Source organism: Pseudomonas sp. PAMC 26793 (genome assembly GCF_000313235.1).
In the GTDB taxonomy this organism is placed as follows: domain Bacteria; phylum Pseudomonadota; class Gammaproteobacteria; order Pseudomonadales; family Pseudomonadaceae; genus Aquipseudomonas; species Aquipseudomonas yamanorum.
Map to the genome: position 1 here is coordinate 153,958 of NZ_AMXG01000054.1, position 12,903 is coordinate 166,860.

At 61.4% G+C, this 12,903-nt stretch carries 9 protein-coding genes; 2 read left to right on the top strand and 7 right to left on the bottom strand.

Features of this window, described 5'->3' with window-relative positions; all coding sequences use genetic code 11:
- Positions 1–252: 252 nt before the first annotated feature.
- Positions 253–5,112 carry an NAD-glutamate dehydrogenase gene (locus D109_RS0128560; protein WP_017479927.1) on the top strand — a complete coding sequence of 1,620 codons (4,860 nt, stop codon included), beginning with the start codon at positions 253–255 and terminating at the stop codon, positions 5,110–5,112.
- 134 nt (positions 5,113–5,246) lie between these two features.
- Here the strand turns inward: D109_RS0128560 and D109_RS0128565 are convergent, their stop codons facing one another.
- From D109_RS0128565 to D109_RS0128575, 3 genes are all read right to left on the bottom strand, one after another.
- Positions 5,247–5,933, bottom strand: a complete 687-nt coding sequence (locus tag D109_RS0128565) for a GntR family transcriptional regulator (RefSeq protein ID WP_017479928.1) — start codon at positions 5,931–5,933, stop codon at positions 5,247–5,249.
- 17 nt (positions 5,934–5,950) lie between these two features.
- Complete coding sequence (locus D109_RS0128570) at positions 5,951–6,655, bottom strand: FadR/GntR family transcriptional regulator (protein WP_003212959.1); 705 nt, start codon at positions 6,653–6,655, stop codon at positions 5,951–5,953.
- Positions 6,656–6,800: 145 nt separating this feature from the next.
- A complete protein-coding gene (locus tag D109_RS0128575) occupies positions 6,801–8,126 on the bottom strand; it encodes a C4-dicarboxylate transporter DctA (RefSeq protein WP_177325548.1) in 1,326 nt (441 codons plus the stop codon).
- Positions 8,127–8,343: 217 nt separating this feature from the next.
- On the opposite strand from D109_RS0128575, the gene D109_RS0128580 reads away from it, so the two are divergent.
- The gene (locus D109_RS0128580) at positions 8,344–8,973 is read left to right on the top strand and encodes a DNA-3-methyladenine glycosylase I (RefSeq protein WP_026078280.1); all 630 of its coding nucleotides are present in this window, start codon (positions 8,344–8,346) and stop codon (positions 8,971–8,973) included.
- A 73-nt stretch (positions 8,974–9,046) separates the two neighbouring features.
- Here the strand turns inward: D109_RS0128580 and D109_RS0128585 are convergent, their stop codons facing one another.
- From D109_RS0128585 to D109_RS0128600, 4 genes are all read right to left on the bottom strand, one after another.
- Positions 9,047–9,448: a cupin domain-containing protein gene (locus tag D109_RS0128585; protein WP_017479931.1), complete on the bottom strand. Its 402-nt coding sequence runs from the start codon at positions 9,446–9,448 to the stop codon at positions 9,047–9,049.
- A gap of 84 nt (positions 9,449–9,532) precedes the next feature.
- The gene (locus tag D109_RS0128590) at positions 9,533–10,966 is read right to left on the bottom strand and encodes a PLP-dependent aminotransferase family protein (RefSeq protein WP_017479932.1); all 1,434 of its coding nucleotides are present in this window, start codon (positions 10,964–10,966) and stop codon (positions 9,533–9,535) included.
- Between the two features lie 59 nt (positions 10,967–11,025).
- Entirely contained in the window at positions 11,026–11,793 is a 768-nt protein-coding gene (locus D109_RS0128595) for an SDR family oxidoreductase (RefSeq protein ID WP_017479933.1), read from the bottom strand.
- Positions 11,794–11,812: 19 nt separating this feature from the next.
- A complete protein-coding gene (locus D109_RS0128600) occupies positions 11,813–12,880 on the bottom strand; it encodes a phosphotransferase family protein (protein ID WP_017479934.1) in 1,068 nt (355 codons plus the stop codon).
- Between the last annotated feature and the right edge of the window lie 23 nt (positions 12,881–12,903).

The window sequence follows — 12,903 nt, forward strand, 5'->3', positions numbered from 1 at the left end:
CAGCCTGCTTCCTACACTCGTTAAGCTGCGCAACGGATGTGCCCTGCCGGGAGTCTGACCTGCCCGTCGTACCGTCACCTGGTGGGCGGCACATCTTATGGAAGTTGAATGTGACCTCATTGTCTTGTCCAGCTTCACCCACCTGTCACTCTGAATTCGTTACTGTAGACCGCGAACAGAGCTGACGGTCTCCCCGCAAGGGGATAACACGCGACGCTTCCATCAATAACAAGCCCAAGCGGAGTACCACAGATGGCGTTCTTCACCGCAGCCAGCAAAGCCGACTTCCAGCACCAACTGCAAGCGGCACTGGCGCAGCACATCAGTGAACAGGCACTGCCACAAGTGGCGCTGTTCGCTGAACAATTTTTCGGCATCATTTCCCTGGATGAACTGACCCAGCGTCGCTTGTCCGACCTGGCCGGTTGCACCCTGTCTGCCTGGCGCCTGCTTGAGCGCTTTGATCACAACCAACCGCAAGTGCGGGTCTACAACCCCGATTACGAACGTCATGGCTGGCAATCGACCCACACCGCGGTCGAAGTGCTGCACCACGACCTGCCATTCCTGGTGGACTCGGTACGCACCGAGCTGAACCGCCGTGGCTACAGCATCCACACCCTGCAAACCACCGTGCTCAGCGTGCGTCGTGGCAAGAAGGGCGAGTTGCTGGAAATCCTGCCGAAAGGCACCCAGGGCGAAGACGTTCAGCAAGAATCGCTGATGTACCTGGAAATCGACCGTTGCGCCAACGCCGCCGAGCTGAGTGTCCTGAGCAAGGAACTTGAGCAGGTACTGGGCGAAGTGCGCGTTGCAGTCGCCGATTTCGAACCGATGAAAGCCAAGGTCCAGGAGCTGCTGGCCGGTATCGACGCCAGCTCTTATGTGATCGACGGCGAAGAGAAAGCCGAGATCAAAAGCTTCCTGGAGTGGTTAGTAGGCAACCACTTCACCTTCCTCGGCTATGAAGAGTTTGTGGTACGTGACGAGGCGGATGGCGGTCATATCGAATATGACACTAACTCGTTCCTCGGTCTGACCAAGCTGCTGCGCCCGGGCCTGACGGCCGATGACCTGCGCATCGAAGACTACGCAGTGAACTACCTGCGTGAGCCGGCTGTGCTGTCGTTCGCCAAGGCTGCTCACCCAAGCCGCGTACACCGCCCGGCCTACCCGGACTACGTGTCGATCCGCCAGATCGATGCCGACGGCAAGGTCGTCAAGGAATGCCGCTTCATGGGCCTCTACACCTCCTCGGTGTACGGCGAAAGCGTGCGAGTGATTCCTTACATCCGTCGCAAGGTTGCGGAAATCGAACGTCGTTCGGGCTTCCAGGCCAAGGCGCACTTGGGCAAGGAACTGGCCCAAGTGGTCGAGGTACTGCCCCGTGATGATCTGTTCCAGACCCCGGTGGACGAGCTGTTCAGCACTGTGATGTCGATCGTGCAGATCCAGGAACGCAACAAGATCCGCGTGTTCCTGCGCAAAGACCCGTACGGTCGCTTCTGCTACTGCCTGGCCTATGTGCCGCGCGACATCTATTCCACCGAAGTGCGCCAGAAGATCCAGCAAGTCCTGATGGATCGCCTGAAAGCCTCGGACTGCGAGTTCTGGACCTTCTTCTCCGAGTCCGTACTGGCTCGCGTCCAACTGATCCTGCGGGTAGACCCGAAGAACCGCCTGGACATCGACCCGCTGCAACTGGAAAAAGAAGTGGTGCAGGCCTGCCGCAGCTGGCAGGACGACTACTCCAGCCTGGTGGTGGAGAGCTTCGGCGAAGCACACGGCACCAACGTGCTGGCAGATTTTCCGAAAGGCTTCCCGGCCGGCTACCGCGAGCGTTTCGCCGCGCATTCGGCCGTGGTCGACATGCAGCACTTGCTCAGCCTCACCGAAGCCAACCCGTTGGTAATGAGCTTCTACCAGCCATTGGGCCAGGTTTCCGGTCAGCGCGAGTTGCACTGCAAGCTGTATCACGCCGATACCCCGTTGGCCTTGTCTGACGTGCTGCCGATCCTGGAAAACCTCGGCCTGCGCGTACTGGGTGAATTCCCATACCGCCTGCGTCACGCCAATGGCCGCGAGTTCTGGATTCACGATTTCGCGTTCACTGCCGCTGAAGGCCTGAACCTCGACATCCAGCAGCTCAACGACACCCTGCAGGACGCGTTCGTGCACATCGTCAACGGCGATGCCGAGAACGATGCGTTCAACCGCCTGGTGCTGACCGCCGGCCTGCCGTGGCGCGATGTAGCGCTGCTGCGTGCCTATGCGCGTTACCTGAAGCAGATTCGCCTGGGCTTCGACCTGGGTTACATCGCCAGCACCCTGAACAACCACACCGACATCGCCCGCGAGTTGACCCGGTTGTTCAAGACTCGCTTCTACCTGGCGCGCAAGCTCACCGCCGAAGACCTGGAAGACAAGCAGCAACGCTTGGAACAAGCGATCCTCACGGCCCTGGACGACGTCCAGGTGCTCAACGAAGACCGCATCCTGCGTCGCTACCTGGACCTGATCAAGGCTACCCTGCGGACCAACTTCTACCAGGCGGATGCCAACGGTCAGAACAAGTCGTACTTCAGCTTCAAGTTCAACCCGCACGCCATTCCAGAATTGCCGAAGCCAGTGCCGAAGTTTGAAATCTTCGTCTACTCGCCACGGGTTGAAGGCGTGCACCTGCGCTTTGGTAACGTGGCTCGCGGCGGCCTGCGCTGGTCTGACCGTGAAGAAGACTTCCGCACCGAAGTGTTGGGCCTGGTAAAAGCCCAGCAAGTGAAGAACTCGGTGATCGTGCCGGTGGGCGCCAAGGGCGGCTTCCTGCCGCGTCGTCTGCCATTGGGCGGCAGCCGGGACGAGATCGCGGCCGAGGGCATCGCCTGCTACCGCATCTTCATTTCCGGCCTGTTGGACATCACCGACAACCTGAAAGACGGCGCCCTGGTGCCACCGTTGAACGTGGTGCGTCACGACAACGATGACCCGTACCTGGTAGTAGCAGCGGACAAGGGCACTGCGACCTTCTCCGACATCGCCAACGGCATCGCCATCGACTACGGCTTCTGGCTGGGTGACGCGTTCGCTTCCGGCGGTTCTGCCGGTTACGACCACAAGAAAATGGGCATCACCGCCAAGGGCGCTTGGGTGGGTGTGCAGCGTCACTTCCGTGAGCGCGGCATCAACGTCCAGCAAGACAGCATCACCGTGGTGGGCGTGGGCGACATGGCCGGCGACGTGTTCGGCAACGGCTTGTTGATGTCCGACAAGCTGCAACTGGTCGCGGCCTTCAACCACCTGCACATCTTCATCGATCCAAACCCGAACCCGGCCAACAGTTTCGCTGAACGTCAGCGCCTGTTCGACCTGCCGCGCTCGGCCTGGACCGACTACGACACCAGCATCATGTCGGAAGGTGGCGGTATCTTCTCGCGCAGCGCGAAGAGCATTGCCATCTCGCCGCAGATGAAAGAACGCTTCGACATCCAGGCTGACAAGCTGACCCCGACCGAACTGCTGAACGCCTTGCTCAAGGCGCCGGTGGACCTGTTGTGGAACGGCGGCATCGGTACTTACGTCAAGGCCAGCACCGAAAGCCATGCCGATGTGGGCGACAAGGCCAACGACGCCCTGCGCGTCAACGGCAACGAGCTGCGCTGCAAGGTAGTGGGCGAGGGCGGTAACCTCGGCATGACCCAATTGGGTCGTGTGGAATTCGGCCTCAATGGCGGCGGTTCCAACACCGACTTCATCGACAACGCCGGTGGTGTGGATTGCTCCGACCACGAAGTGAACATCAAGATCCTGCTCAACGAAGTGGTGCAGGCCGGCGACATGACCGACAAGCAGCGCAACCAGTTGCTGGCGAGCATGACCGACGAAGTCGGCAGCCTGGTGTTGGGCAACAACTACAAGCAAACTCAGGCCCTGTCCCTGGCTGCCCGCAAAGCTTTCGAGCGAGCTGCCGAGTACAAGCGCCTGATGAGCGACCTGGAAAGCCGTGGCAAGCTGGACCGCGCCATCGAGTACCTGCCTTCGGAAGATCAACTGACCGAGCGTGCCGCCACCGGCAAGGGCCTGACCCGTCCGGAGCTGTCGGTACTGATCTCCTACAGCAAGATCGACCTCAAGGAAGCGTTGCTCAAGTCCCTGGTGCCGGATGACCACTACCTGACCCGCGACATGGAGACCGCGTTCCCGCCGAGCCTGGTGGCGAAGTTCTCCGAAGCCATGCGTCGCCATCGTCTGAAGCGCGAGATCGTCAGCACCCAGATCGCTAACGACCTGGTCAACCACATGGGCATCACTTTCGTTCAGCGACTCAAAGAGTCCACCGGCATGAGCCCGGCGAACGTGGCCGGTGCTTACGTGATTGTGCGTGACATCTTCCACCTCCCGCACTGGTTCCGTCAGATCGAAGCCCTGGACCACCAGGTTTCGGCTGAAGTGCAACTGGCGTTGATGGACGAACTGATGCGCCTGGGCCGCCGTGCCACACGCTGGTTCCTGCGCAGCCGTCGCAACGAGCAGGATGCTGCCCGTGACGTCGCGCACTTCGGTCCGCACCTGGCGGCGTTGGGCCTCAAGCTCGACGAACTGCTGGAAGGTCCGACCCGCGAAGGCTGGCAGAACCGTTACCAGGCCTATGTCGAAGCCGGTGTGCCGGAGTTGTTGGCGCGCATGGTGGCAGGCACTACCCACCTGTACACCTTGCTGCCGATCATCGAAGCCGCTGACGTGACCGGTCAGAGCGCGGCGGACGTGGCCAAGGCCTACTTCGCCGTGGGCAGCGCCCTGGACTTGCCGTGGTACCTGCAGCAGATCAGCGATCTGCCGGTGGGCAACAACTGGCAGGCCCAGGCTCGTGAAGCCTTCCGCGACGACGTGGACTGGCAGCAACGGGCGATCACCATCAAGGTTCTGCAAATGGCCGATGCGCCAGAAGACATGGAAGCCCGCGTGGCGCTATGGCTTGAGCAGAACGCGAGCATGGTGGAGCGCTGGCGCGCGATGATGGTGGAGATTCGTGCTGCGGTTGGTACGGACTACGCCATGTACGCGGTAGCCAACCGTGAGTTGCTGGACCTGGCGATGAGCGGTCAGTCGGTGCTGTAACTGCTCTGACTGAGCGCTAAAACAAAAAGCCCGGTATCGAAAGATATCGGGCTTTTTTGTGTTTGATTATCGGGGTGTTCTCTCAACCTGTGGCGAGGGAGCAAGCTCCCTCGCCACAGGTTAAAGCAGTGTGATCAATTGCTGCGTAGTAGCTTGGCTTCCAGATGGTCCAGATGTTGAGTCATCAAGGCTACGGCTTTGCCGGTATCGCCTTGCTCCACCGCATCCACAATCGCCCTATGTTCCTGCCAGGCGCAATACGTGCAAGCCTTGGCCTCAAACTGCGCAATCGCCAATGAGGTCAGCGGCACCAGGCTGTTGAGAAATTGTGCCAGCGGCGCGTTACCCGCAATCGCCGCCAGTTGCAGGTGAAACTCCCCGGAAAGGCGAATCGCCGGGCCACGCTCGTCACGCTCGATGCAGTCGCGCTCCCGTGCGATCAACTCCCGCAGTTGGCGGATCTGCGCCGGTTTTGCCTGGGCACACGCCAACTGCACCACGGTGATTTCCGTCAGGCGTCGCGCCTCGAGAATCTGCTGTGTCTGTTGTGCATCCGGTGCCGCCACCTGGGCCCGATGGTTGGGACGCAGGATGATCACTTGCTGGTGCGACAGCCGCGCCAGCACTCGGCGAATCACGCTGCGGCTGACGCCAAAACTTTGCCCGAGGCTCTCCTCGGTAAAACGGCTGGCGGGGGCGATGCGTTGCTCGAGAATGGCGTCGAACAACGCCGGGTAGATGTCGTCCACCGAGAGTTTCGGCTTGCCCACCAGGCGCAACGGCGTAAAGGGGAAAGGGGTGTGCAGGGCGTGAGCGGTCATGCGCGGTCTCCTGGAAGTCAGCTACCCAGATGGTCATCCGGGATGTTCAAGCGAATGCCCATGCGCAAGCCTTCCTGCAGGATATGCCGGCGCATTTCGGCGCTGGCCAGGGCGCTGTTTTTGTTGCGAATCGCGCGCACCACGGCGTCGTTTTCCTGCAAGCGTTCCGCCAGGTGTTCGGGGGAGTTGCGCAGCACCTGGGCGCTTTGCTTGAGGGCATTGCTGGTCTGTTGCACCACGTTCTGGAAGATCGGGTTGGAGGTCAGGGCGAACAGTTCTTCGTGGAACGCGATGTAGGCGTTCATCCCGGCTTCGCTGTCGCCGGCGTCGAGGGCTTCGCGCATGTCCATCAGGGTCAGGCGCAGTTGCCCGACTTCCTTGCTGCTGATGGATTGCGCCACCAGGCCGACGATAAAGGGCTCGAGGGTGTAGCGCAGTTGCAGGATGTCTTCGAGGCTGGCGTCGGCCACGCCGCTGTCCTGGGCCTGGGATTCGCTGAGGGTGGTTTCCAGCACCACCACGCCCTTGCCGGGCATGGAACGTACCAGGCCGAGGGTTTCCAGCACGATCACCGCTTCGCGCAGGCTTGGACGGCTGATGCCCATTTGCTCGGCCAGTTCACGCTGGCCGGGCAGCATCTCGCCGCGCCGCCACTGACCCCTCGCCAGGGCGGCGCGCAGTTTTTCTACCACTGAATTGACGACGGTTGACGAGGTGATCACGTGTGGCTCCCTTTAAATTGGACTGCCTGCTTTGTGTGGCGAGGGAGCTTGCTCCCGCTGGACTGCGCAGCAGGCCCATTTTTTGGGGCCGCTGCGCGCCCCAGCGGGAGCAAGCTCCCTCGCCACAGAGGATGAGTCAGTCTCATCAGAACTCTTGGTGGGCAGGCAGCACTGGCTTCTTGGCCTGGAAGGCATACCCTTGTTGCCCGTCCAGCACCTTGTTGGCGCGCTGGATGTCGATGTCTTTCTCCCAACGGGCGATGGCCACGGTAGCGACGCAGTTGCCGATCAGGTTGGTCAGCGCCCGGCCAATGCCCATGAACCAGTCCACCGCCAGCACCAGCACCAGGCCCACCACGGGAATGGCCGGGATGGCGGTGAGTGTCGCCGCCAGGATCACCAGTGCCGAGCCCGGTATCCCGTGGGCGCCCTTGGAGGTGATCAGCGACACCAGCAGGATGGTCATTAGGTCGGTCATCGACAGCGGCGTGCCGGTGGCGTTGGCGATAAACACGATGGCGAGGGTCAGGTAGATCGAGAAACCGTCGAGGTTGAACGAGTACCCGGTGGGAATCACCAGGCCCACGGTGGAGCTGCCAATCCCGAGGTGCTCCAGTTTACGCATGATCTGGGGCAACACCGCGTCGGAGGAGGCGGTGCCCATCACGATCAGCAGTTCTTCCCGCAGGTACTTGAGCAGCGGCAGCATCCGCAGGCCCGAAAGGCGCATTACCAGGCCGAGAATCACCGCGACGAACAGGAAGCAGGTGAGGTAGAACAGGCCCACCAGGCTGCCCAGGTGTTGCAGGGAGTCCAGGCCATAAGTACTGGTGGTGAAGGCGATGGCGCCGAACACGCCAATGGGCGCGAGGCGCACGATCATGCCCATGATGCGGAAGATTACGTGGCTCAACTCGTTGATCAACCGCGAGATCCCGGAAGCAGCTTCGCCCACCAGGTTCAGCGCGCTGCCGAACAACACCGAGAACAACAGCACTTGCAGCACGTTGTTATCCGCGAAGGCGCCGATTACCGAGTTGGGAATCAGATCCATCAGGAATTGGCTGGTGCCCTTGATGTGCTGGCCTTTGTCGGCCAGTTCATTCAGGCCGGCGGACGACAGTTGCTCCAGATGGATATTGGCACCGGTGCCGATCCCGGTGCTGAAGGCCATGATCAGGCCGATCACCAGGGCCACGGTGGTCAGTGCTTCGAAGTAGATCACCGACTTGAGGCCGATGCGTCCGACTTTCTTCAAGTCGCCGGCGCCGGAAATACCGCTGACCACCACGCAGAAGACGATCAGGCCAATCAGCATTTTGATCAGCTTGATAAAGCCGTCACCCAGGGGTTTGAGTTGCGAGGAGAATTCGGGGAGGGCGAGGCCGCAGATTATGCCGATCACCAGGCCAATCACGACTTGCAGGAAAATCGAACGCGAGCACCATCTGAGCATGGGAGGGATCTCTATTCGGCGCCTTGGTGGGTCCAGGGCTTAATTGTTGTGGTCTGACCGGTATGTCCAGTGCGGGGCCAGTCTACGCTCGGTTTTTTTCAAGTCGCAAGTAAATATTACGTGGATGGCCGGTCCCGGTCTGACCAGTGGGTATGTAAGGTCTGTGCTTGAGCGGTTGGCGGTGGGAATTTTTTTTCGCTTATCATCCGCAGCTTGGGCAAATAGGTGAGCTATGGATATTCCGGGACTGACGACGGATGAGAATGGCCTGACGCGCTGCACATGGCGCACGGCCGCAGTGGAATACCCGGATTACCACGACCATGAATGGGGCGTGCCGGTGGCTGATGACATTGCGCTGTACGAGAAGATTTGCCTGGAAGGTTTTCAGGCGGGCATGGCGTGGATCACTATCCTACGTAAGCGCGAGGCGTTTCGCCGGGCGTTCGAGGGCTTTGATTTTCGCCGGGTGGCGCAGTACACCGAACAGGATATCGACCGCTTGATGGCCGACCCGGGCATCGTGCGTAATCGCGCCAAGATCGTCTCCGCCATCAACAACGCCCGGCGGGCCTGTGAGCTGGTGGATGAAACCGGATCGCTGGCGGCGTGGCTGTGGTCGTTTGAACCTTCCGCCGATGAGCGCCCGGCGCAGGTCGACCTGGCGTACTGGACGGCCAACCCGACTTCAGCCGCTTCAACACGCTTGTCCAAGGCCCTGAAAAAACGCGGTTGGAGCTACGTGGGGCCGACCACCCTGTATGCGTTCATGCAGGCGATGGGCATGGTCAACGACCACCTTGAAGGCTGTGCCTGCCGGCCTCGAATCGAACACCTGCGCCACCACTTCAAACGACCCTGAGCCACTGACTGTGCGCGGTTAAAACTGTGGGAGCAGGCAAGCCAGCTCCCACAGGAGAGGGCGGTGGCGCGGGTTAGTGTGGCAGCGGCGTGAGTACGTCGGCCTTGTCGTCCATCACCATCACCACCAGCAGTTTCGCCGGTTGGGTCTGGCTGGCATTGCTCGATTCAAAGTGCCGCGAGCCGGCGGGTTCATAGAACGACTGGCCGACCTTGTAGGTGACCGCCTTCTCATCGTTGACCCGCGAGGTGATTGTACCTTCCAGCACGTAGGCCACGGCAGTGCCGGTGTGGCTGTGGGGCACGGTGGCCTGGCCCGGGGCGTAGTCCACGGTGAGCATGACGGTTTTCTTGCCGGGGACGTTGGTCAGGGCGTGTTCCTGCAAGACGTTGATTTTTTCCTGGTTGTACACCGGGTCGTGGGCAAAGGCGCTTAACGAGGCCAGCAGCAGGGTGGTGCCGAGCAGTACTTTCATGGGGACGCTTCCGAGTGAGTCGAGACCCGTTCACCCTAGGCCCCGATCCGGATTTGACCAATAGCCAATCCGGCGGAAATTCCCTCAGCCAATCTGTCGCAGGATATCCCGCACCACGTCCAGCGCCGGGTCAATGTCCAGGGTTTCGATCGCGCCAAACCCGATCTTCAGCCCCTCGCGTACCGGTGTGTCGTGGAAAAACACGCTCAGCGGATAGAGCCCCACGTCAGCCTCCCGTGCCCGTTGGATCAGCTGTGGAATATTCACCGGCACCTTGCACAGTGCGGCCAGATGGAACCCGGCCACGGTGGGGACCACGTCGAACCACGGCGAGAGGTCCCCCGCCAGGCGCTGCAGAATCCGTTCCCGGCGTCCGGCATACACCCCATGGCAGCGCCGAATGTGCTTGAGCAGGTAGCCTTCGCTGATGAACTTGGCCAGGGCCCATTGCGGCAGGGTGGAGCTGTGCTGGTCGGTGAGTTGCTTGGCCTTGAGCACCGCGCCAAAAATCGCCGGCGGCAACACCGTGTAGCCCAGGCGCAACTCCGGCAGCAGGGTTTTCGAGAAGGTCCCGACGTAGGCGACCACGCCGCGGGTGTCCATGCTTTGCAGGGAGTCGGTGGGGCGGCCCTCGTAGCGGAATTCGCTGTCGTAGTCATCCTCGATCACAATGGCGCCCAGCGCCAGCGCACGTGCCAGCAACGCTTCACGGCGCGGCACGCTCATGGGCATGCCCAGGGGGAACTGATGGGACGGGGTCACGTAGATCAGCCGCGTGCCGTCGGGAATCAAGTCGACCCGCAGGCCGTGTTCGTCCACCGGCACGCCCACCACGGTCGCCCCCATGGCGTCGAACATCAGTCGCACCGGGGGGTAGCCGGGGTCTTCCATGGCGACGACGCTGCCCGGTTCCAGCACCACGCGGGCGATCAGGTCGAGCGCCTGCTGAGCGCCGTTGGTGACTACGATGTCGTCTTCACTGCACCTGACCCCACGGGAAAATGCGATATGCCCGGCGATTGCACTGCGCAGGGCCGGCAAGCCTTCCGGCCGGCTGTAGAAGCCGCTGTCCTGTGAGATACGGCGCAAGGCGTCGAGGGTGCAGCGCCGCCATTCATCCTGGGGGAACTGGCTGCGGGCCGTCGCGCCGCCGATAAAGTCCCGGCTCGGGCGGGTTTCACGGTTGGGGTGGCCCATGGGCGCGGGAAGGGCCTGCCATTTGGCGAGGTTGGCGGCGCAGGCGAGGTCGGCGGCACTTTGCAGGTGTTCGCGACGCGTGGCCCAGGCGTTGACGAACGTGCCACGGCCGATCTTGCCGACCAACAACCCTTCGTAGGTCAGCGTCGCGTAGGTGTCTGAGACTGTCTTGCGTGACACGCCCAGTTGCAGGGCCAGCAAGCGGCTGGGCGGCAATTGCGACCCGGCCACCAGTTGTCCCGACTCAATGGCCGTGCGCAGTTGCTGGTACAGCTGTTCGGCCAGGTCCTTGCGGCCCTTGATAACGACGTGCAGTTCCATGTTTCATCCAGAGGCAAGCAATCACCCGCAAGATTACCGCAAGTCACCCGCCAGCCGAATCAGGACAGGAAACCACCGTCCACGTTCAACGAAACGCCGGTGGTGTAGCTCGACGCATCGCTGGCCAGGTACAGCACTGCGCCGGCCATTTCGCTCGGGTCGGCCACGCGCTTGAGGGGGATCTGCGCCAGGGCCATTTTCAGGATCGAGTCGTTTTTCACCAGCGCCGAGGCGAATTTGGTGTCGGTCAAGCCCGGCAGCAGTGCGTTGCAGCGAATGCCGAACGGCGCGCATTCCTTGGCGAAGACTTTGGTCATGTTGATCACGGCGGCCTTGGTCACCGAGTAGATGCCCTGGAACACGCCCGGCGAAATCCCGTTGATCGACGCCACGTTGATGATGCTGCCACCGCCGTTCTCGCGCATCAGCTTGCCGGCTTCCACGGACATGAAGAAGTAGCCGCGAATGTTCACGTCGACGGTCTTCTGGAACGCACCCAGGTCGGTGTCCAGCACGTTGCAGAACTGCGGGTTGGTGGCGGCGTTGTTGACCAGAATGTCCAGGCGACCGAACTGTTCGCGGATCGCGGCAAACACGTGAGTGATCTGTTCCATTTCGCCGATATGGCAGGCCATCGCCGTGGCCTTGCCGCCGTCGGCGATGATCGCGTCGGCCACGTGCTGGCAGCCGTCGATCTTGCGGCTCGACACGATCACGTGGGCGCCTTGCTGGGCCAGCAACTTGGCGATGGCCTCACCGATACCGCGGCTGGCGCCGGAAACGAAAGCGATCTTGCCATCGAGGTCGAACAGTTGGGTCTTGGACATGGTTTTTCCTTGAAGAGGGTCAGAGGGAAGACTGTTTGATGACGTTCAGGCTAATCTGCTCCAGCAGCTTGTTCATGTGAATGAACTGCGCAAAGCGTTTGTCCTGGGTCTGGCCATGGAAGAAGCGGTAGTAGATCTGCTGCACGATGCCGGCCAGGCGGAACAGGCCGTAGGTGTAGTAGAAGTCGAAATTGTCGATCTGGATTCCGGAGCGTTCGGCGTAGTAGTCGACGAACTGGCGGCGGGTGAGCATGCCGGGGGCGTTGCTCGGCTGGCGGCGCATCAGTTGCACCGGCGCCGGGTCGGCGGCTTCGATCCAGTAGGCGAGGGTGTTGCCCAGGTCCATCAGCGGGTCGCCGAGGGTGGTCAGTTCCCAGTCCAGCACGCCGATGATCTGCATCGGGTTATGCGGGTCGAGGATCACGTTATCGAAGCGGTAGTCGTTGTGGACGATGCTGGAGGTGGGGTGGTCAGCCGGCATCTTGTCGTTGAGCCAGGCACGTACGGCTTCCCAGCGCGGTGCATCGGGGGTCAGGGCCTTTTCGTAGCGGTCGCTCCAGCCGCGAATCTGCCGCTCCACGTAACCTTCAGGCTTGCCCAGGTCGGCCAGGCCGCAGGCGCTGTAGTCGACCTGGTGCAGCTCGACGAACTTGTCGATAAAGCTTTTGCACAAGGCTTCGGTCTTCGTCGTATCCAGGCCCAGTTCCGGCGGCAGGTCCGAGCGCAGGATGATCCCGTTGACCCGCTCCATCACGTAGAACTCGGCGCCGATCACCGACTCGTCGGTGCAGTGCACGTAGGCCTTGGGGCAATACGGGAAACCGTCCTTGAGCTGGTTGAGAATCCGGTATTCGCGGCCCATGTCGTGGGCAGACTTGGCCTTGTGGCCAAAGGGCGGGCGGCGCAGCACGAATTCCTGGCCGGGGTATTCCAGCAGGTACGTCAGGTTCGAGGCACCACCCGGGAACTGGCTGATTTTGACGCTGCCGCTCAAGCCCGGGATATGGGCCTTGAGATAGGGATCGATGAGGCTGGCATCAAGTTCTTCGCCGGGGCGAATCTGGGTCGATTGGTCATTAAGCGCCATGCTTATCCCTTCTGCTTATTCTT